Source organism: Algicella marina (assembly GCF_009931615.1).
Lineage (GTDB): Bacteria > Pseudomonadota > Alphaproteobacteria > Rhodobacterales > Rhodobacteraceae > Algicella > Algicella marina.
Map to the genome: position 1 here is coordinate 2,891,850 of NZ_CP046620.1, position 19,301 is coordinate 2,911,150.

The following is a 19,301-nucleotide window of genomic DNA, read 5'->3' on the forward strand; positions in this document are numbered from 1 at the left end:
CGGCTTGATTTACCAGGGCCAGCCGTATCGAGCCGGTCGTTAACGAAGTTCGAGCGTGCGCATTCACTTTATTCCGGCAACGCCCGGAAATCAGGGCACGATCAGACCGTTGGCCAGAGCCTTGGCCACCGCGTGGGTCGTGTTCATCGCCCCCAGCTTGTGCCGGGCGGCATCGACATAGACGCGAAACGTGTGTTCGGAAATCTTCAGCCGCTCGGCAGCCTCCGCCCTGCTGCGTCCCGATGCCAGCAGCGAGAGGACGTCCCGTTCCCGCGGTGACAACATCACCCCCTGAACACTCTCGTCATCATCCATGATTTCCGAAACACGCTGATGCATGTAATTGGAGGCCAGCAGCAAGTCGCCACTGTGTTCGCGCAGGAAATCCTCCCACTTGTCGTCATTCACGCCGCTGGTCACGGAAAACAGTGCCAGTTGCCCGCCGACGCCGCGGATGGGAACGCTCATCCCCTGCTGCCCAACCCCCTGCGAGACTGCCTCCCTGTAGAACTCGCGTGCCGCCTTGCTGCTCCAGTCAAGGCTCTTCCAGTTCAACGGGTGGAACCGGCGCAGGCTCTCGGTAATCACTGGGTCGATGCGGACGTATTCTTCTTCCTTGTAACGCTGCACCCACTCCATATCATACGTAAACGCACCGTATTCGCGGCCGCTGGAACCGACGACATGGTAGACAACATGTTGAAGATCGAAAAAATCTCGAATCTGTTCAGCTACTGTCTGAACATCTTCTAGGGTCCGCGAGGATTGCAGCGTCTCCCATACTTCTTCCAGCCGTTTCGTCATCGTAACTCGGCACTTTGAGGGTGATCGCTGCAGAAGAAAGCTCTCTGGAAGCGATCATGATGGCGTCATCCAGATGCTCCGCAAGTTCAAACATGGCCCGCTGTTCAGCATATTCCCTGATGTCGGACAGAACGTGGATCATCCAGTCGTTAAGCATGTAAACCCTCATCGGCAAATATTAACGAAACCTTAAACGGACTTTAACACGACCCATGTTATTCCAGTCTCTCGCACTTTCGCACTCCCCCGAAACTGCGGGATCAAAATTTTTAACTTGTTGATTTCATTGAAAGGAAGGATTTTTGGCCCCCTTGACGATCAAGGCAGCCGGTTAAGGCCGCCTTAATTCTGGGTGTCGAAACTTTTTTACAGGATTGTCGCAAACAGGCGAAATCAGCCGTCCATGCAGTCTTCCAGCGTGCGCAGGCCGGTCCGCGGCGCACCCACCAGCACCGCCATGTTGCCCGGTTTGTGCTCGTTGCGCAGCATCTTCATGTGCCCCGCCGGGATCTCGGCCCAGGGGAACACCTCCGACATGCACGGGTCGAGCCTGCGCTCCACCATCAGCTGGTTCGCCGCCGCCGCCTGCTTGAGGTTCGCGAAATGGCTGCCCTGCGCGCGCTTCTGATGCATCCACAGATACCGCGCGTCCATCGTCAGGTTGTAGCCCGTGGTGCCCGCGCAGATCACGACCATGCCGCCCTTCTTCACCACGAAGACGGAGACGGGGAATGTCGCCTCACCGGGATGCTCGAACACCATGTCCACGTTATTGCCCTTGCCGGTGATGTCCCAGATGGCCTTGCCGAACTTGCGGACCTCGCCGAACCACTCCTTGTATTCGGGGCTGTTCACGGTGGGCATCTGCCCCCAGCAGTTGAAATCCTTGCGGTTCAGCACGCCCTTGGCGCCCAACCCCATCACGAAATCACGCTTGTCCTCGTCAGAGATCACGCCGATGGCGTTGGCCCCCGCCGTGTTGATCAGCTGGATCGCATACGATCCAAGCCCGCCCGACGCACCCCATACCAGCACGTTCTGTCCGGGTCGCAACTCGTGCGGCGAATGGCCGAACAGCATCCGGTAGGCAGTGGCCAGCGTCAGCGTGTAACACGCACTCTCTTCCCAAGTCAGGTGCTTGGGGCGCGGCATCAATTGCTGGCTCTGCACGCAGGTAAACTGCGCGAAGCTGCCATCGGGGGTCTCATAGCCCCAGATCCGCTGGCTGGGGCTAAACATAGGGTCGCCGCCATTACAATGCTCGTCGTCGCCATCGTCCTGGTTGCAGTGGATGACCACCTCGTCGCCCACCTTCCAGCGGCTGACTTTCTCGCCCACCGCCCAGACGATGCCCGAGGCATCCGAGCCCGCGATATGGTACTCGGCACCATGCACATCGAACGGAGAGATCGGCGTACCCAGCCCCGCCCAAACGCCGTTGTAGTTCACGCCCGCGGCCATCACCAGCACCAGCACCTCGTGGCTGTCGGGGCGCGGCACGTCCACCACCTCTTCCAGCATCGCCTTGTCCGGTTCGCCATGGCGTTCGCGCCGGATCGCCCAGGCGTGCATCTGATCGGGCACATGGCCCAGCGGCGGGATCTCTCCTACGGCATAAAGGGTCTTCTTTTCGATTCCCGTGTCCATGTCCTTGTCCAGCATCGGCCTTCTCCAACAGCGAAATTTTATTGCGCACTAAAACTGCGCACATGATGGCTTTCGAGTAATAAAATTGCTCTACTTTCGCAACCCCCTTTTTTGCACTGCATCCAATGCAGCAAACCATAGCCCCAAGCCGATCCACACGAAAAATCCACAGATGCCCTTGATTTGTGGGCTATGATACGGCACAAGCCCGTCGGTGCCGAAATTTTCAGCAAGAAAGTTTTTGGCTTGCGCAAGAATATTTGGCACGTATCCTTGACGCAGCGCAGCATTCACGCCGTCGGAGGGAATCGCTCATGTCAGAGCCCGAGAGAGAGACGAAAAAGGATCGGCCCTGGTTGTTCCGCACCTACGCTGGCCATTCCACCGCCGAAGCCTCCAACGCGCTCTACCGCTCCAACCTCGCCAAGGGCCAGACGGGCCTGTCCATCGCCTTCGACCTGCCCACCCAGACCGGCTACGACAGCGATCACATTCTTTCGCGCGGCGAGGTCGGCAAGGTCGGCGTGCCCGTCGCCCATCTGGGCGACATGCGCACCCTGTTCGACGCCATCCCCGTCGAGCAGATGAACACCTCGATGACGATCAACGCCACCGCGCCCTGGCTGCTCGCCCTCTACATAGCCACCGCCGAGGAACAGGGTGCCGACATCTCGCAGCTTCAGGGCACCGTCCAGAACGACATCATCAAGGAATACCTCTCCCGCGGCACCTACATCTTCCCGCCCGCGCCCAGCCTGCGCCTGATCGGCGATGTCGCCACCTACACGCGTGAAGCGCTGCCCAAGTGGAACCCGATGAACATCTGCTCCTACCATCTGCAGGAGGCGGGCGCGACGCCCGAGCAGGAGCTTGCCTTCGCCCTCGCCACCGCGCAGGCCGTGCTGGACGAGGTGCGCGGCAAGGTGCCCGCGGCCGATTTCCCCATGATGGTCGGCCGCATTTCCTTCTTCGTGAACGCCGGCATCCGCTTTGTCACCGAGCTTTGCAAGATGCGCGCCTTCACCGAGCTGTGGGATGAAATCTGCGAAACTCGCTACGGCGTCGCCGACCCCAAATTCCGCCGCTTCCGCTACGGCGTGCAGGTCAACTCGCTGGGCCTCACCGAGCAGCAGCCGGAAAACAACGTCTACCGCATCCTCATCGAAATGCTCGCCGTCACCCTGTCGAAAAAGGCCCGCGCCCGCGCCGTACAGCTTCCCGCGTGGAACGAAGCGCTCGGCCTCCCCCGCCCGTGGGATCAGCAGTGGTCGCTGCGGATGCAGCAGATCATGGCGTATGAGACCGACCTACTCGAATACCCCGACCTCTTCGACGGCAACCCCGCCATCGACGCCAAGGTGGCCGCGCTGAAAGCCTCGGCCCGCGAGGAACTGGCCACGATCGACAGCATGGGCGGCGCGGTCGCCGCCATCGAATACATGAAATCCCGCCTCGTCGCCGCCAATTCCGAACGGCTGACCGGCATCGAGCAGGGGCAAACCACCGTCGTCGGCGTCAACCGCTTCCAGAACGGAGAGCCGAGCCCGCTGACAGCGGGCGACGGCGGCATCATGACCGTGGACCCCAAGGTCGAGGCCGACCAGATCGCCCGGCTGGAGGAATGGCGCGAGGCCCGCGACGCGGATGCCGTGCGCGTAGCCCTCGACGCCCTGAAATCCGCCGCGAAATCGGGCGACAACATCATGCCGCCCTCCATCGCCGCCGCGAAGGCGGGTGTCACCACCGGCGAATGGGCCGCCGCGATGCGCGCCGCCTTCGGCGAATACCGCGCCCCCACCGGCGTCGGCGCCTCGCCTTCCAACGCCGCCGTGGGGCTGGAAAGCATCCGCGAAACCGTCGGCGCCGCCGCCGAGAAGCTGGGCCAGCCGATCCGCTTCCTCATGGGCAAGCCCGGCCTCGACGGCCATTCCAACGGTGCCGAACAGATCGCCGTGCGCGCCCGCGATTGCGGCATGAAGGTCTTCTACGAAGGCATCCGCATGACCCCCGAGGCGCTGATCGAGGCCGCCATCGACGCCAATGTCCATATCATCGGCCTCTCGATCCTGTCCGGATCACACATGCCGCTGATCGAGGACTTCCTCGCCCGCCTCGAAGCTTCCTCTCTCAAGGGCACGCCGGTCATCGCCGGCGGCATAATCCCAGAGGCCGACAGCCAGCGCCTCCGCGAACTTGGCGTGGCGCGCGTCTATACGCCCAAGGATTTCGACCTCAACGCGATCATGGCTGATATCGTCACACTGGCCACCGGCGGAGACAGGCTGGCGGCGGAGTAGTCGCATCGGCGTAAAAGACCCGAGACAAGCCCCGGAACCGGCCGCCGTGCGGTGCAATCACTCGGCCCGCCTGTAGATCACACGGCACCCGTCATCCGACGTGATGACGATCTCATCCGGCCCCTCGACTTCCAGCCTGTAGTTCAGCATCGCATCATTGGCGGCCTGCATCTTCAGCCGCGCTCCTTCCAGCACCCAATCGCCCGAATGCCATATCTTGCCGCCATCCGCCGCGCCGGGCGCATCGAACACGCCTTCATCCCGCAGCACCAATCGTTCGGGATAGATGTCGGCACAAGGCTCACCCGGCCCTTTCTCCCATGCCCCCGCCAATAGTTCGCGTTCCATCACGGCCTCCCGAAAATGCGCCCCCGCCGGGGCGGAGGCCAGAATGGCGGCCGACACTGCGACCGCCGTTGCTCTCTTCAGGACCATATGGTTCAGCCAACGCTGTCGGCCAGCGCCGCCACCATCCGGTCGCCGTTGGCGGCGGTTTTCAGCGTGCTCGCCAACGCCTTGCTGCAGGATTTCTTCAGCGCGGCCTTGTCGGCACCCTTGGCAAGCTCTGCAATCCGCCGCGCCTCCGACGACGAGATCACCGGCGCGTCGCCCAGTACCTTCATCGCTTCCGCCGCGTTGCCCTTGCGCTTGCCGAAACGCCGCCCGACCTGTTTGGCCTTCAGCACCGCGAAGTGCGGTGACAGAACCGGGCTGTCCATCGCCTTGTCCAGCGCCCGGTTGCCCTCCTCTAGGTGATCGCCGCCGATGGCAAGTGTCAGCAGCAGGTCCGGCTCCGTCAGTGCCGCCTTGGCCGCAACCGCGTGGGCCTCGTCCTCGACATGGGTCACCATCACCGAATCCTCACCCGAGACCCGCACCGCCATGCCGTTCATCTCCCACGAGACATCAACGATTATCTTGTGAAGACCCGGCGCAGGGAACAACGCACCGTCGCGCCCTCGCAAGAGCGTCATGTCGGAAGAGATCGACGCCCCCGGCTTCAGCACCTCATGCTGGTGCTCCTCGATACACTTCATGATCGAGCGGAAGCTGCGCACCGTCGCCGCCGGATCGACGATCCGCCCGCTGACATGCTCGGACTTCAGGCTCAGGCTGTCGGGCACTTCGATCGGGCTGTCCGAATGGTTGGTCAGTGTCACCTTCACCCGCACGGGCGCGCCAATCGGCACACTGTCGAGCAGCGGCTCCACCCGCAGCCCCAGCGGCCCGTTCAGGTCCAGCGCATCCTCGTCCGAGATCGGCGCCGAACCATAGGCCGAACCGAACGGGATCATCCCCGGCCGGACCCACGGATCCGGCATATGCCGCAACCGCTTGGCGTCAGCCGCATTGAACGACCACTGAATGTTGGCCGGGAAGGTGCCCGGGCTCGCCGCAATCGTGCCGGTCGTGTTCATGAAACCGTTGTCCGCCGTGTTGTGATACAACCCCAGCGCATGGCCCAATTCGTGCACCGCCGTGCGGAAGTACGGGCCGGTCGCATCACCGAACTGCATTCCCTGCACCGTGCCCCACTGGCTGGTGGAGGGGATCACCCAATGGCTGGAAATTCCCGCGCCCTCGCGGGGGATGTTGTTGCTGTCGCCGCCATATGCATCGTACATGATGCCCCGGCTGGTGCTGTCCAGCCTGCGCACGCACAGCAGATGATACCGCCATTCGCTGTCGAGATTTGCCGAGTCCCGCCGCGCCAGCATCGCCGAATGCATCTCGGCGTCCGACCAGGATTCACCCGAAGGTTCTGTCAGGTTGGTGTCGCTCTGGTAGACGTTCACGTCCCAGTCCACCGCGTCGAACACCGTGCTCCACGTTTCGCCCGCACCATTCCCGGCCGGATAATCCGATTGCGAAACCCTGTCGATTTCGATGGTGGCCTTGCGCAGGTAGTCGGAAACCCAGCCCATCCTGATGGTGCCGAGATCGACATTCGCCGGACTCATCAGCGTGCCTTCCAGGTAGGTCGCGCCGGAAGGGTAGCCGGCGGGCGCACTCTTGAACGTCATCACCGCCGAATGCAGCCCGTCGTTCGTCCAGTTGTTCGTGGTGCTGTCAAAGGCATAGCGCTCGAACTGCAGTGTGAAGGAATTGCTGAGCGTCAGCCACTGCAGGATCTGCGTCACCCGCAAATAATACTTGTAGCGCGAACGGGAGAATATCGGGATGCCCGCACTCGGGCTCGGGTCCGGGTTCGGCACCAGCCGGAACGAGGGCCACGACGTGAAGGTGAACGCATTGTGCGAGTAAAGATCGCCGGAAGCCGTGGTCGCCGTCCCATGCCGCTCGATCCGCATCGTGCCATTATAGCGCGTGAACGGCGAAGACTTGGGCTGCCACTGCAGAAAATAGGCCCCGTGCTTGAGACTGCGCAATCGCCACGGCTGTGCCACAGCTACGGGAAATCGCGTCGCCGATGCGGCCGCAGCGGACAAGTTCACGTTGGATGTCGCCCGCTCGAACCTTGGCATGTCATCGGCAGGGTCCGCATCATCGATCAGGAATTCTTCTGGGAGTACAGGCACTTCGCTCCGGCCAACCATGGCATCGCTCCAATCTTGATGTTACAATGGGACGCAAGCGAAGAATAATGCTGCGTCACAACTCAAGGTAACGAAATATTCGTTCTCGAATATGCGAATCCGCACAGTTCGACGAATCCCGCGGCCCGTCGATGTCGCTCCCGCTTGCAACATAAGGCCTTCGCCTTTACACATTTTGCCAGTGAAACGTGCGGGTGTTCAGCTGAGCATCAGTGGCCGGAAGGCAGTACCTGCAAGTGTAGTAACGGCCACGCGACGAGAGAGCTGCCAGCCATGATGATCCTGCCCGAGCTTCGCCTCGCATTCGTCCATATCTACAAGACCGGCGGCACCTCCCTGACCCAGTTGCTGGCGCCGCACACCTGGCCACGGTTCCGCATGCCGGAAACGCGGATGAGCGGGCCGGGTTTTCAGGGCACCTGGCACTTCAAGGGCCAGCAACACGCCCGCTTCAACCACCCCAATGCCGGCTTCCCGCCGGGCCAGCGCGACCACATGGACGAATACCGGTTTCTCGCCGTTGTCCGCGACCCGTATACGTGGAGCCATTCGGTCTACAAGGAATTCTTCTCCACCGATTACGGCGACAACAACGGCTCCAATTTTCTGTTCGGCCAGGTCAAGCCGAACCGCACGCTGGAAGATTTTCATGCCTTCGCCCGCGCCTTCAAGCCGGGTCACAAGGAGATGTACGGGCTGGACACCCAGTCCGCATTCCTTGAAGGCATCCCGAGCGAACAGCTTCACCTCATCCGCTTCGAAAACTACGATGCGGAAGTCCGCCGGGTTCTGCCCGAGCTGGGCGTGGAAGTGGACGAACTGCCCCATTCCCTCGACCGCGGCGACTCCAAGCGTATCGAGGCAGAGGCCCTGCGCAGCAACCGCGGCCACGTCGAATTCTGCAACGAATTCTACGCCGAGGATTTCGAGAATTTCGGCTACGAGATGGTTGACGCCTCGAAACTGGGCTGAGCAGGTCTCACTGCCGGCTCGGGTATCCCAATATTTCATAATGCGGCCACTCCGCCGCTTCCAACCGGGCCAGCAGCGCGCCTGAAATGCCGGAGCGCCCCGTCTCACCGGCCGTGGTGTTCACCCGCCGCGCGCCATCCGCCAGCAGTTTCCGTGCCTGCGCCGGCTTGCGCAGGTGCGGCAGCAGCGGCCCCTCCACCAATGCCAGCAGGTCGGCGTTCAGCGTCTCGGTCTTCACCACCGCATCCGGGATATAGCGGGTGCGCAGCGCCCGCCGCAGCCCCACGTCGCTGCGCGGCCGCAGCAACGGGTTGGCAAACCCTCGCAGGTTCAACAGCATGAACCGGTTGCTCATCAGCCCCAGCCCCGGCAGGAACATTGCCGCCGCCCGACGCGACAGGTAGCTGTCAATGGGCCCGTCTAGGATCATCTCCAGCCAAGCCTCGAACCCTCCAAGCTCCCCGTAGGTTTCCAGCAGTTTCGTGCCATGCATCCGCTGATGGGCAAAGAACGCTCCCTTGCCCTCACATCCGAACCGGTAGAGAGAGGCGTATTGGTCCAGCGGATCACGGCAACTGGAGAAGTGGAATTTCGATCGATCGTGAAAATACCCCAGTCGCCGGTGCTTGTGCCCGCGCAGCGGTTTACCGTCGATATGTCGGGTCAGAAAATCACGGATGAAGGTCGATCCGGTTTTCGGCGTGTCGAGGTAGCAGACCCCTGCGAACTCCAGCAACGCCGCCTCAGACCCGCCGTTCGACCATCATCTTCTTGATCTCAGCAATCGCCTTCGCCGGGTTCAGGCCCTTCGGACAGGTTTTCGTGCAGTTCATGATCGTATGGCAACGGTACAGCTTGAACGGATCTTCCAACTCGTCAAGCCGCTCCCCCGTCGCCTCATCACGGCTGTCGATGATCCAGCGATAGGCGTTGAGCAGCGCAGCCGGGCCGAGGTAGCGATCACCGTTCCACCAGTAGCTCGGGCAAGAGGTCGAACAGGAGGCGCACATCACACACTCATAAAGCCCGTCCAGTTTCTTGCGGTCCTCGATGGACTGCCGCCATTCCTTCGCCGGCCGGTTCGTCTTCGTCTCCAGCCACGGCATGATGCTGGCGTGCTGGGCGTAGAAGTGCGTCAGGTCCGGCACGAGATCCTTGATGACGGGCATATGCATCAGCGGGAAGATCTTCACCTCGCCCGGCACCTCGTCCAGCCCGTAGATACAGGCCAGCGTATTGTTGCCGCCGATGTTCATGGCGCAGGAGCCGCAGATCCCCTCCCGGCAACTGCGCCGGAAGGTCAGCGTCGGGTCGATCTCGTTCTTGATCTTGATCAGCGCGTCCAGCATCATCGGCCCGCAGGTGTCGAGATCGACGAAATACGTATCCACGCGCGGATTTTCACCGCTGTCGGGATCGTAGCGATAGATCTTGAACGTCTTGAGGTTCGTCGCACCTTCCGGCTTCGGCCACGTCTTGCCAACCGTCATGCGCGAGTTCTTCGGAAGCGTCAGTTCTACCATTTCGTCTCTCTCCAAAGGGGCGATGCTTTCACGCCCCGTACCCTTTCTCAGGCGTCGCCGCGTCTTATCCCTGGGACACGAACTGCGACAATGTTCCGCCCTGCTGGATGAACAGCAGCGCATCCTTCTTCGCCTGGTCGCTCAGACTGTTCCAGATCACCAGTTCGTCGCCGGTAAACTGCACCGGCGCGCCTTCGGAAACCTGCGGCGCCAGTCCGATGCTGTTGCTCGCCATGCAAGCGTCGAACTCGGGCGACGGCTTGATGTCGCGCACGATGCCCTGCACCTGCGTCACCACCACGAAGTCGCCGGTCTGCTGCGCCCGCACCAGCCGCTTGTTCTTGCTCTTGCCCAGCGCCGCATTCGCCTGGGCATAGCACTGCCGCTCCTGATCGGAACGGAAGGCAATCTCTTCTCCGCCGCAGCCCGCCAGAAGCAGGCCGAGGCCGGCACATCCCAAAAGTGCAAACCGCATCGTCATCTCCTCAGATCGCCACGAATTGCGTCAGCGTGCCGCCGTTGCGGATATAGGCAGCAGCCTCGCGGCGCGCATCCTCCGTCAGCGAATTCCAGATCACCCGCTCATCTGACGTCAGCGAAGGCGGCATCGGTGTCGCTCCGCCCTCTGCCGCCGGTGCGGCGGCGGTGGCGGTGGCGGCCGGCGCTGCCCCATCATCCGTCGTCGCCATCGGCGCATCACAGGCCGCCAGCAGCCCGGCGCTGCCCATCATCGCGGCCCCAAGAACGATCGAAGATCTCTTCATCTTTTTCTCCTCACAAAGACTGTGCGGGGAAATTCCCCGCCCCTTTATGTCTGTTGCGCCGCGATTTGGCCAACACTTCCAGAAAGCCTCAGTATACGCGCGCCTTGGGTGCCACCTTCTTCATTTCGATGCCGCCCTCGCTCTCCGCCGTCAGCGGCTCGAGGTGAACGCCGCGGTAGGACAATCTCACATCGTCGTCCGCGCCCACACGCGCCAGCGTATGCTTGCGCCAGTTTACGTCGTCGCGGTCGGGGTGATCCTCTTGGGCATGGGCACCCCGGCTTTCCTTCCGCGCCTCGGCACTGACGATCGTGGTCAGCGCGTTCGGCATCAGGTTCGCCAGTTCCAGCGTTTCCATCAGGTCGGTGTTCCAGATCAGGCTGCGGTCGGACACCTTGATGTCGGCCATCTGGGCCGCGACGCCCTGCATCTTCTCCACCCCTTCGGCCAGCGTCTTGTCGGTGCGGAAGACGGCGGCATCGGCCTGCATCGTCTTCTGCATCGTCAGCCGCAGGTCCGATGTCGGAATGGCACCGTCGGCATTGCGGATGGCATCGAACCGCGCCATCGCCTGATCGACACTCGCATCGTTCAACTCCGGGTTCGGCGCCGCCGGGTCCACCACCTGCCCGGCGCGGATCGCCGCTGCCCGGCCGAATACCACGAGATCAATCAGCGAGTTGGAGCCGAGGCGATTGGCACCGTGCACACTCGCGCAGCCGGCCTCGCCAACGGCCATCAGCCCTGGCAGAATTCGGTCCGGCTCGTCTTCCGTCGGATCCAGAACCTCGCCCCAATAGTTCGTCGGGATGCCGCCCATGTTGTAATGCACCGTCGGCAGCACCGGAATCGGCTCCTTCGTCACATCGACACCGGCGAAGATGCGCGCGCTCTCCGAAATGCCCGGCAGCCGCAGTTGCAGCGCCTCCTTCGGCAGATGGTCAAGATGCAGGTGAATATGGTCGCCCTCAGCGCCCACGCCACGCCCTTCGCGGATCTCCATCGTCATGCAACGGCTCACCACGTCGCGGCTCGCCAGATCCTTGTAGGTCGGCGCATAGCGTTCCATGAACCGCTCACCTTCGGAGTTGGTCAGGTAGCCGCCCTCGCCGCGCGCACCTTCGGTGATCAGGCAGCCCGCACCATAGATTCCGGTCGGGTGGAACTGCACGAACTCCATGTCCTGCAACGGCAAACCCTGCCGCGCCACCATCCCGCCGCCATCGCCGGTACAGGTATGTGCAGAAGTCGCGCTGAAATAGGCGCGCCCGTAGCCGCCCGTTGCCAGCACCACCATCTTGGCGTTGAACCGATGCAGCGTGCCGTCATCCAGCTTCCAGGCGATCAGCCCCTGGCACGCCCCATCCTCGCTCATGATCAGATCGAGGGCGAAATACTCGATGAAGAACTCTGCGTTGTTCTTCAGGCTCTGCCCGTACAGAGTATGCAGAATGGCATGCCCCGTCCGGTCCGCCGCCGCGCAGGTCCGCTGCACGGGAGGTCCTTCGCCGAATTCCGTCGTGTGCCCGCCGAAGGGCCGCTGGTAGATCTTGCCCTCTTCTGTCCGCGAAAACGGCACGCCGTAATGCTCCAGCTCGTAGACGGCCTTGGGCGCCTCGCGCGTCAGGTACTCCATCGCGTCCATGTCGCCCAGCCAGTCCGACCCCTTCACGGTGTCGTACATGTGCCACTGCCAGTTGTCCGGCCCCATGTTGGAAAGGCTCGCCGCGATTCCGCCCTGCGCCGCCACCGTGTGGCTGCGGGTCGGGAACACCTTGGTCACGCAGGCTGTCCGCAACCCGTGTTCCGCCATGCCCAGCGTTGCCCGAAGACCGGAGCCGCCGGCGCCGACCACGACGACATCATAGGTGTGGTCGATGAATTCATAAGCCGCCATGTCTCTCTCCGATCAGCTGCTGAAGGCGATCTTGGCGACGGCGAAAACGCCCGTCAGGCCAAGCGCCCAGCAGAACAGTATGTTCGCCAGCAAGGCCGCCGTCCGCGCCAGCTTGCCATGCACATAGTCCTCGATGACGACCTGCAGGCCCATCATGTGGTGATATAGCGTGACGGCAATGAACAGGATGGCGACGATGGCGTTGAACGGGCTTGCATAGATTGCCCGCACCTCCTCGTAGGAGCCGCCCAGCGCATTCGCGAACGGGAAGATGAACAGCAGCGTCAGCGGCACCAGCGCCGCCGATGTGATCCTCTGGCTGATGAAGTGGCCGGTCCCTTCCTTGGCGGAGCCAAGTCCGTTCGCGCGCTGCCTGTCAGTCCGAAATTGCATTGGCCTCTCCTCAGAATGCCACGATCAGCGTGATCAGGGTCAGCACCACGGTACCACCGATCACGACGTAGGAGGATTTATCGATCTTGTCGATTTCGTAGCCCGAACCGGTATCCCAGTAGAGATGGCGGATGCCGACCAGCACGTGAAACCACAGCGCCGCCAGCGATCCGATCAGGATCAGCCCGCCGATCCAGCTGGTGATCAGGTCGTCGGCAAAGCGGAAAGCGCCCTCGCCCGACGACAGTGCCACGAACCACCAGACAACCAGCAGGATCGTCAGGCTCAGGCCAATGGCCACGGCACGGCTCACGATAGAGGTGATCCAGTTGAGTGCGGGGCGTTGGACAGTCACATGCGGAGATAGCGGGCGATTGCCGCGATTGACGTCAGCCATGAAATGCCTCTCTCTCTCTGTATCAGCTGCGGAAGCTTTGCTGCCGCGCAGCATCAACCTAGATCAGTTTGCGGTCGCTTCCCAGCCCCGATGTTATGGCGATATGCCGCGCATCGTGTCAATTTCAGGCAATTTTTGCCGCTTGTGATCACGAAAAATTTTCGCGTGATCACAAATGGCACTGCCAGAATCGATCCGATGTCGATCAAAGTATCCAACAGTATGCATTAACCATTAGCCTCTGATTCGGGTTCTGAAATGGTTAATTCGTACCGTTCGCTCCGGGTCGGCGTTGCGTGAAATCCGGGAAAAATATTTTCTTTGACGGACTCTCGGGCCGAATCCCGGACAGATCTTACGCCACCGTTCGATGCCAGCCTTGAAAGGGCGTTACGATCAATCTCCCACTTTCCACCCGGCACCGTAGTCCGGTGGCGGAAAATTCATCACAGCACTCTTCGCATTTGCAGCAAGAAATTCTGGTGTTGGCAGGTAAGAATGCCATTACCTCAAAGGTAAGGGCCGCACTTACCTTTCATCTGATCGGCCGTCGCCACCGCAGCGTCAACTGTCTGATTTCTCCAGACAGCCATACCAAAACCATACCAAACCTATACCAAAACCATACGCCGATCAGGTGCTTCGGGGCACCAGTAGCCAGAGGTCGAGGTCCAGCAGCACAGAGGGCAGATATCGTCCCGAGTCGTCCCTCAGCTTCCCGGCCATACCCCGCTCCGAACTGGCCACCATCCGCACCCGCAGCGCCCCGACATCCGGTCGGGAAGTCTCCTCGGCCGCAAGAATTTCGCTCCAGGCGAACACAGTCATTCCCGAATGCGCCGGATTGGCATGGGCGCCGGCATTGATCCCCGCAATCATTTGCGCATTGCCCAAGCCATTGAAACTCAAGGCTCTTGCCAGGCTGATAATGTGGCCGCCGTAGATCAGCCGCTTGCCATCCTCGCGCAAGGTCGCGTCGAAATGCACCTTCGCGGTGTTCTGCCACAGGCGCGTCGCCATCATGTGTTCCGCTTCCTCCAGCGTCACACCGTCCACATGGTCAATCACTTCTCCCGGCGCATAATCCTCCCACATGTGGGTGGACCCCGCCAAGTCCTTGTCATAATTTGAAAAATTCAGGCCTTCCGGCACTTTCAGGTCGCGCGCCTCAACCTTCGCCGCCAGTTCGGGCACCACCGTTTCCGGCGCTGCCGCGCCCGTGTCGCGCTTGCGCACCATCACCCAGCGGCAATACTCCAGCACGGGGTCGCCCTGCCCATCCAACCCGGTCGTCCGCACCCAGACGATACCGGTTTTGCCGTTGGAATTTTCTTTCAGGCCAATGACTTGGCTAACGGATCGGAGCGTTTCGCCCGCATATACGGGACGCAAGAAACGCCCCTCGGCATAGCCCAGGTTGGCCACCGCGTTCAGCGAAATATCGGGCACGGTCTTGCCGAATACCACATGAAAGCTCAGCAGATCGTCCATCGGGCTTTCCGGAAGGCCACAGGCCTGCGCGAAAAGATTGGAAGAGTGGAGCGCGAACCGGTTCGGATACAGGCTACCGTACAATGCACGGTCGCCGGCCGTTACCGTCCTCGGCGTCGCGTGGACAATCTCCATACCCACTTGATAATCTTCAAAGAAATGTCCGGCATTCGTCTTGGTCATTGCTGGCCGAGCTTCATGTCCGGCGTGTAGTCCGCCTCGATTTCCTTCGTCACCGCCTGCCCGCACATCATGACGTTGCGCGCCGGGTCATAGGCATAGGTAGGGCTTCCATGCAGGCTCCAGCCGGCCGCCAGCGCCGCACTGACCTTGTGACAGAACGCGCTGGAGTCTTCTTCCGTCAGCAACCGGTAAATCACACTCATCTCATCCTCCGAAAGGCCAATAGCCCAGCCATGTATGTACCCCGGCAATGACGGCATAAATCACTGCACTGATAAGCAAAAGTCGCACGTCGCCTTTGGCGGCGCCGGGCTCCGGCCGCTGCCACTCCGGCTGCATCCGGTTGATCAGCGCAATCTCCAGTACCGACCAGATCAGCATCCCACCGAACAGAATTACCGACATGAGATCGCCGTTGACCATCAGATGCGCCACGGCCCAGGTAAACATGCCCAGAAGCATCGGGTGCCGAAACCAGCTGCGCGCCCGCCCTTTGGAATTCCCCAGACCGAACAGGACCACAGCCACGAACATCAGGAGGTTATTGACGTGCGTCGCCCAGCTCGGCGGCGTGTAGATCGGGTAGAAGTAACTGCCGCGGAAACCGGCAATCATCAGGATGACCGCCAGCAGAAGTACGCCGGCAAACACGCCCTTGGAGCCTTCGCCCATCCGCGCCGTCATCCCGGCACGCATCTCCGGCGCCACCCGACCGAACAAATGCCCCGCGTACCAGAGCAACAGCCCGGCAATCAGCAATCCCATTTTCTGTCTCCCCTATCGGGCGGCAATCGCACCGGCACGCTTCAGCAGGCGTTGCGCCGCCTCGACATGCAGATTTTCCACGATCCGCCCGTTCAGCACTGCAATACCGCCGCCGGCTTCTTCGAATGCCTGCACCATTGCCTCGGCCTCCGCCACGTCTTCGGCATCCGGGCTGAAAACTTCATGCGTCACGGACACTTGGGCCGGATGAATCAGCGTCTTGCCATCAAATCCGAGGTCCCGCCCCTGCTCGCATTCGATCCGTAATCCTTCTTCGTCCTTGAAGGCATTGTAGACACCGTCAAGACAGAGGATCCCCGCCGCCTTCGCTGCAAGAAGGCTCAGCCCAAGCCCCGGCATCAGCGCCAGCCGGTCCGGGCGGAATTGCGCGTGCAGATCCTTCAGCAGGTCATTGGTGCCAAGGACGAATGCTTCCAATCTGGGAGACGACTTTGCGATTTCCAGGGCCTTCAGCATCGCGAGCGGTGTTTCCATCATCGCCCAGATCCTCGTTTCCGGTGCATCGTCCAACCTCGCGGCCAGCTTCTGCACCGTTTCGGCACTCTCGACCTTCGGCAACAAGATGGCGTCCGGTTTCGCGGATATCGCGGCATCCAGGTCAGCTGCACCCCACTCGGTGTCGGCGCCGTTCACCCGGATCGCCACCCGCCGGTACCCGAATCCGCCAGCCTTCACGGCTTCCGTCACCTGTTCCCGCGCCAGCTCTTTGGCATCCGGGGCGACGGCGTCCTCCAGGTCGAGAATCACGGCATCAACGTCAAGTTGACGCGCCTTCTCCAAAGCCCGGGCATTGGACCCTGGCATATACAAAACAGACCGGTGCGGAAGCTGCGAAACTGCCATGAATTACCCCAAACCAAGCGATATTGCGCTGCAAACCTATCGAATTGGCGTCGCGGGTAAAGGCAAACTTCAGGCTATTAATACGTTCGATCAGGACAGAGTCTTCATTTTGGCGATGAATTCGCCTCAAATTCGCCGAAAATCCTTAAGAAATAGTAACACATAGGGCCCGGGGGAGCGCCCGTAAGATTAACCAATTTTTGCGGGTTCGTTCGCAAGCTTGGTTATACGAGGCCCACTGCGTTAGGGAGGCCGCCGAAGGTTTGGCCATCGGAAGGCGAAGAACGCAAAGGGTTTCGTGACAGTGCGACCGCGGGGCCCGCCCGTTAGCATAACGCTAAAGGCCAGGTGCATGCTCCGCCTCTATATGAGGTAGACAGAATGAAACGTCTTGTTGGATCAACCGCGATTGCGTTGTCCGTCTCGCTCTCCCTGGCGAGCGGTCTTGCGGGTTCGGCTGCGGCGCAGCAGAAACCGTGTGGAGAGCGCGAACAGATCGTATCGCGGCTCGGAGACAAGTATGGCGAGGCCCGTACCGCACGCGGCCTCAGCCACAACAACGGCATGGTGGAAGTCTATGCGTCCGAGGAAACGGGCACATGGACGATACTCATCACCCTTCCCAACGGCGAGACGTGTCTCGTTGCGGCCGGTGACTTCTGGGAAAATGCACCGCTGGAAGTGACACAATCCAAGCAAGCCATCTAAAATCGCCGTCCGGCACAGTCTTCCCCAACGTTTGGGCGCGCCATTTCAGATGAGCGCGTCCCATATCAGTTTTAGTCCTGTCAACGTCAGGAAGATGTAGGCAAGGTTGAAGAACAGCGTCTCGGGCACATGCTTATGCGCCCATACTCCCGCCAGTGTTCCGGCAATTGCACAGGGGACAAGTGTTGCCACGGCCCATACCGTATCCGTCGTGAATAGACCCATGCCCAGATATACAAAGAATTTCAGCGCATTGACGACCGAGAAGAAGAGCACCGAACACGCCTGAAAGGTTGTCTTGTCGAGGTTTCTGCGCAACAGATAAACGGAGGCCGGCGGTCCACCAGCATGGCTCACGAAACTGCTGAAGCCAGATAGCCCGCCCCACAGGATGGCCGATGCGGATGTCGGCTCTCCCCGACCGAGTTTCAGCCACCCACGCTTCACTGAAATCTGGAATGCAACGAAACCAACCGCGATCACCCCGATCATCAGCTTCACGAAGCTGCCATCGATCGTCCGAAAGAGCAACGCCCCGATCAGGATTCCAGGAACTGATGCAAAAAGCAGCAGCTTGACGTCATTCCACTGCCACTGACGCCAATAGGCCCGCAAGGCGGTCACATCCATGACCATCAGAATCGGCAGCATCAAAGCCACGGCCTGCGTCGGCGGCACGACCAGCGCCAGGAAGGGCGCCGCTGCGAAGGCAGGCCCGTTCGCAAAACCTCCCTTGGCAATACCGGCGAAAATCACCGCGGGCACGGCAAACAGGTAGAATGTCAAATCAAGCGTCACTTCAGTCTTCCTTCATGCTCGCGGACATATTCACAGCGTGCAATCACGCCGCCCGGGCCTTGCGATAAACGCGACAAATGGATAGGCCAAATTGCGAGAACATGCCTCAAAGGAGAAATTTGATATGGCACGTGCAAAGATTGCTCTGATTGGAGCAGGCCAGATCGGCGGTACACTCGCGCACCTGGCCGCTCTGAAAGAGCTCGGGGATGTAGTTCTTTTCGATATCGCAGAGGGGACACCGCAAGGCAAGGCGCTCGATATCGCAGAGAGTGCACCCGTCGACGGTTTCGATGCCGTGCTCAAGGGCACCAATGATTATGCCGATATCGCTGGAGCGGATGTCTGCATCGTCACGGCCGGCGTGCCCCGCAAGCCGGGCATGAGCCGTGATGACTTGCTCGGCATCAATCTCAAGGTCATGAAGTCCGTGGGTGAGGGCATCGCAGCAAATGCGCCGAATGCATTCGTTATCTGCATCACCAATCCGCTCGATGCGATGGTTTGGGCTTTGCGGGAGTTCTCCGGCCTTCCGCATGAGAAGGTCTGCGGCATGGCGGGTATCCTCGACAGCGCCCGTTTCCGCCACTTCCTGGCCGACGAGTTCGAAGTTTCCGTGAAGGATGTAACAGCGTTCGTTCTCGGCGGTCACGGCGACACGATGGTTCCGCTCTCCCGTTATTCCACTGTAGCAGGCATTCCCCTGCCCGACCTCGTGGAGATGGGTTGGACCAGCCAGGAAAAGCTTGATGCAATCATTCAACGCACGCGCGACGGCGGCGCTGAAATCGTAGGGCTGCTCGGTAACGGCTCCGCGTTCTATGCTCCTGCGGCGTCTGCGATCGAAATGGCCGAAGCCTACCTCAAGGACCAGAAACGCCTGCTGCCCTGCGCTGCCTATATCAAAAGCGCACTCGGCGTGAAGGATCTCTACGTCGGCGTTCCGACCGTCATCGGCGCTGGTGGCATCGAGAAGATCGTTGAGATCAAGCTCAACAAGGATGAGCAGGCCATGTTCGACAAGTCGGTAGAAGCCGTCAGGGGATTGGTTTCCGCCTGCAAGGAGATAGATTCTTCGCTTGGCTAGAATTGGCGATTGAGCAAGGAAGAGGGCGCGTCGGCAGATGCGCCCTTTTTTTGTGGCACCACCAGAATGCTAAACATGCCGATGGATTTCGGCATTCAGTTGAATACATTGATACCGCTCACTTTTTCGCGGACCATGGGTCGTTTCAAGGGA

General features: G+C 60.9%; 20 protein-coding genes. 4 read left to right on the forward strand and 16 right to left on the reverse strand.

What is annotated here, in order from left to right:
* Positions 1 to 90 precede the first annotated feature (90 nt).
* Positions 91 to 804 carry a helix-turn-helix transcriptional regulator gene (locus tag GO499_RS14260; RefSeq protein WP_161862800.1) on the reverse strand — a complete coding sequence of 238 codons (714 nt, stop codon included), beginning with the start codon at positions 802 to 804 and terminating at the stop codon, positions 91 to 93.
* Between the two features lie 393 nt (positions 805 to 1,197).
* Complete coding sequence (gene ccrA / locus GO499_RS14265) at positions 1,198 to 2,466, reverse strand: crotonyl-CoA carboxylase/reductase (RefSeq protein ID WP_161862801.1); 1,269 nt, start codon at positions 2,464 to 2,466, stop codon at positions 1,198 to 1,200.
* A 299-nt stretch (positions 2,467 to 2,765) separates the two neighbouring features.
* On the opposite strand from ccrA, the gene GO499_RS14270 reads away from it, so the two are divergent.
* On the forward strand, positions 2,766 to 4,748 hold the full coding sequence (locus GO499_RS14270; RefSeq protein ID WP_161862802.1) for a methylmalonyl-CoA mutase family protein: 1,983 nt from the start codon (positions 2,766 to 2,768) through the stop codon (positions 4,746 to 4,748).
* 57 nt (positions 4,749 to 4,805) lie between these two features.
* Here GO499_RS14270 and GO499_RS14275 read toward each other — a convergent pair whose 3' ends face one another.
* On the reverse strand, positions 4,806 to 5,183 hold the full coding sequence (locus GO499_RS14275) for a hypothetical protein (protein WP_161862803.1): 378 nt from the start codon (positions 5,181 to 5,183) through the stop codon (positions 4,806 to 4,808).
* 5 nt (positions 5,184 to 5,188) lie between these two features.
* Complete coding sequence (locus GO499_RS14280) at positions 5,189 to 7,306, reverse strand: hypothetical protein (RefSeq protein ID WP_284154755.1); 2,118 nt, start codon at positions 7,304 to 7,306, stop codon at positions 5,189 to 5,191.
* Positions 7,307 to 7,579: 273 nt separating this feature from the next.
* Here GO499_RS14280 and GO499_RS14285 point away from each other — a divergent pair, with 273 nt between their 5' ends.
* Positions 7,580 to 8,278, forward strand: a complete 699-nt coding sequence (locus GO499_RS14285; protein WP_161862805.1) for a sulfotransferase family 2 domain-containing protein — start codon at positions 7,580 to 7,582, stop codon at positions 8,276 to 8,278.
* Positions 8,279 to 8,285: 7 nt separating this feature from the next.
* Here the strand turns inward: GO499_RS14285 and GO499_RS14290 are convergent, their stop codons facing one another.
* From GO499_RS14290 to GO499_RS14340, 11 genes are all read right to left on the reverse strand, one after another.
* Positions 8,286 to 9,014: a hypothetical protein gene (locus GO499_RS14290; protein ID WP_161862806.1), complete on the reverse strand. Its 729-nt coding sequence runs from the start codon at positions 9,012 to 9,014 to the stop codon at positions 8,286 to 8,288.
* 7 nt (positions 9,015 to 9,021) lie between these two features.
* Entirely contained in the window at positions 9,022 to 9,801 is a 780-nt protein-coding gene (locus tag GO499_RS14295; protein WP_161862807.1) for a succinate dehydrogenase iron-sulfur subunit, read from the reverse strand.
* A gap of 64 nt (positions 9,802 to 9,865) precedes the next feature.
* Complete coding sequence (locus tag GO499_RS14300) at positions 9,866 to 10,276, reverse strand: hypothetical protein (protein WP_161862808.1); 411 nt, start codon at positions 10,274 to 10,276, stop codon at positions 9,866 to 9,868.
* A gap of 10 nt (positions 10,277 to 10,286) precedes the next feature.
* On the reverse strand, positions 10,287 to 10,565 hold the full coding sequence (locus GO499_RS14305) for a hypothetical protein (protein WP_161862809.1): 279 nt from the start codon (positions 10,563 to 10,565) through the stop codon (positions 10,287 to 10,289).
* 88 nt (positions 10,566 to 10,653) lie between these two features.
* On the reverse strand, positions 10,654 to 12,462 hold the full coding sequence (sdhA, locus tag GO499_RS14310) for a succinate dehydrogenase flavoprotein subunit (protein ID WP_161862810.1): 1,809 nt from the start codon (positions 12,460 to 12,462) through the stop codon (positions 10,654 to 10,656).
* A gap of 12 nt (positions 12,463 to 12,474) precedes the next feature.
* Positions 12,475 to 12,855: a succinate dehydrogenase, hydrophobic membrane anchor protein gene (gene sdhD, locus GO499_RS14315; RefSeq protein ID WP_161862811.1), complete on the reverse strand. Its 381-nt coding sequence runs from the start codon at positions 12,853 to 12,855 to the stop codon at positions 12,475 to 12,477.
* A gap of 10 nt (positions 12,856 to 12,865) precedes the next feature.
* Complete coding sequence (gene sdhC / locus GO499_RS14320; RefSeq protein ID WP_161862812.1) at positions 12,866 to 13,252, reverse strand: succinate dehydrogenase, cytochrome b556 subunit; 387 nt, start codon at positions 13,250 to 13,252, stop codon at positions 12,866 to 12,868.
* Between the two features lie 633 nt (positions 13,253 to 13,885).
* Positions 13,886 to 14,926 carry a MaoC family dehydratase gene (locus GO499_RS14325; protein ID WP_161862813.1) on the reverse strand — a complete coding sequence of 347 codons (1,041 nt, stop codon included), beginning with the start codon at positions 14,924 to 14,926 and terminating at the stop codon, positions 13,886 to 13,888.
* Positions 14,923 to 15,129 (reverse strand): DUF1737 domain-containing protein, encoded by a 207-nt coding sequence (locus tag GO499_RS14330; RefSeq protein WP_161862814.1) that lies wholly within the window; start codon positions 15,127 to 15,129, stop codon positions 14,923 to 14,925. The genes GO499_RS14325 and GO499_RS14330 overlap by 4 nt, the downstream gene beginning before the upstream one ends.
* A gap of 1 nt (position 15,130) precedes the next feature.
* Entirely contained in the window at positions 15,131 to 15,691 is a 561-nt protein-coding gene (locus GO499_RS14335) for an NnrU family protein (protein ID WP_161862815.1), read from the reverse strand.
* A gap of 12 nt (positions 15,692 to 15,703) precedes the next feature.
* Positions 15,704 to 16,555: an HpcH/HpaI aldolase/citrate lyase family protein gene (locus GO499_RS14340; RefSeq protein WP_161862816.1), complete on the reverse strand. Its 852-nt coding sequence runs from the start codon at positions 16,553 to 16,555 to the stop codon at positions 15,704 to 15,706.
* Between the two features lie 381 nt (positions 16,556 to 16,936).
* Between GO499_RS14340 and GO499_RS14345 the strand changes: the two genes are divergently transcribed.
* Positions 16,937 to 17,263 (forward strand): hypothetical protein, encoded by a 327-nt coding sequence (locus tag GO499_RS14345; RefSeq protein ID WP_161862817.1) that lies wholly within the window; start codon positions 16,937 to 16,939, stop codon positions 17,261 to 17,263.
* Positions 17,264 to 17,308: 45 nt separating this feature from the next.
* Here the strand turns inward: GO499_RS14345 and GO499_RS14350 are convergent, their stop codons facing one another.
* Positions 17,309 to 18,061, reverse strand: a complete 753-nt coding sequence (locus tag GO499_RS14350) for a sulfite exporter TauE/SafE family protein (RefSeq protein ID WP_161862818.1) — start codon at positions 18,059 to 18,061, stop codon at positions 17,309 to 17,311.
* Between the two features lie 124 nt (positions 18,062 to 18,185).
* Here GO499_RS14350 and mdh point away from each other — a divergent pair, with 124 nt between their 5' ends.
* Positions 18,186 to 19,148 carry a malate dehydrogenase gene (gene mdh / locus GO499_RS14355; protein ID WP_161862819.1) on the forward strand — a complete coding sequence of 321 codons (963 nt, stop codon included), beginning with the start codon at positions 18,186 to 18,188 and terminating at the stop codon, positions 19,146 to 19,148.
* Positions 19,149 to 19,301 lie beyond the last annotated feature (153 nt).

Excerpts from the sequence above, each read along its gene's own strand:
- GO499_RS14345 (WP_161862817.1), top strand. The coding sequence starts at position 16,937 with ATGAAACGTCTTGTTGGATCAACCGCGATTGCGTTGTCCGTCTCGCTC.
- GO499_RS14270 (WP_161862802.1), top strand. The coding sequence starts at position 2,766 with ATGTCAGAGCCCGAGAGAGAGACGAAAAAGGATCGGCCCTGGTTGTTC.
- GO499_RS14275 (WP_161862803.1), bottom strand. The coding sequence starts at position 5,183 with ATGGTCCTGAAGAGAGCAACGGCGGTCGCAGTGTCGGCCGCCATTCTG.
- ccrA (WP_161862801.1), bottom strand. The coding sequence starts at position 2,466 with ATGCTGGACAAGGACATGGACACGGGAATCGAAAAGAAGACCCTTTAT.
- GO499_RS14295 (WP_161862807.1), bottom strand. The coding sequence starts at position 9,801 with ATGGTAGAACTGACGCTTCCGAAGAACTCGCGCATGACGGTTGGCAAG.
- GO499_RS14280 (WP_284154755.1), bottom strand. The coding sequence starts at position 7,306 with ATGGTTGGCCGGAGCGAAGTGCCTGTACTCCCAGAAGAATTCCTGATC.
- GO499_RS14300 (WP_161862808.1), bottom strand. The coding sequence starts at position 10,276 with ATGCGGTTTGCACTTTTGGGATGTGCCGGCCTCGGCCTGCTTCTGGCG.
- GO499_RS14340 (WP_161862816.1), bottom strand. The coding sequence starts at position 16,555 with ATGGCAGTTTCGCAGCTTCCGCACCGGTCTGTTTTGTATATGCCAGGG.
- sdhD (WP_161862811.1), bottom strand. The coding sequence starts at position 12,855 with ATGCAATTTCGGACTGACAGGCAGCGCGCGAACGGACTTGGCTCCGCC.
- sdhC (WP_161862812.1), bottom strand. The coding sequence starts at position 13,252 with ATGGCTGACGTCAATCGCGGCAATCGCCCGCTATCTCCGCATGTGACT.
- mdh (WP_161862819.1), top strand. The coding sequence starts at position 18,186 with ATGGCACGTGCAAAGATTGCTCTGATTGGAGCAGGCCAGATCGGCGGT.
- GO499_RS14335 (WP_161862815.1), bottom strand. The coding sequence starts at position 15,691 with ATGGGATTGCTGATTGCCGGGCTGTTGCTCTGGTACGCGGGGCATTTG.
- GO499_RS14330 (WP_161862814.1), bottom strand. The coding sequence starts at position 15,129 with ATGAGTGTGATTTACCGGTTGCTGACGGAAGAAGACTCCAGCGCGTTC.
- GO499_RS14285 (WP_161862805.1), top strand. The coding sequence starts at position 7,580 with ATGATGATCCTGCCCGAGCTTCGCCTCGCATTCGTCCATATCTACAAG.
- GO499_RS14305 (WP_161862809.1), bottom strand. The coding sequence starts at position 10,565 with ATGAAGAGATCTTCGATCGTTCTTGGGGCCGCGATGATGGGCAGCGCC.
- sdhA (WP_161862810.1), bottom strand. The coding sequence starts at position 12,462 with ATGGCGGCTTATGAATTCATCGACCACACCTATGATGTCGTCGTGGTC.
- GO499_RS14325 (WP_161862813.1), bottom strand. The coding sequence starts at position 14,926 with ATGACCAAGACGAATGCCGGACATTTCTTTGAAGATTATCAAGTGGGT.
- GO499_RS14260 (WP_161862800.1), bottom strand. The coding sequence starts at position 804 with ATGACGAAACGGCTGGAAGAAGTATGGGAGACGCTGCAATCCTCGCGG.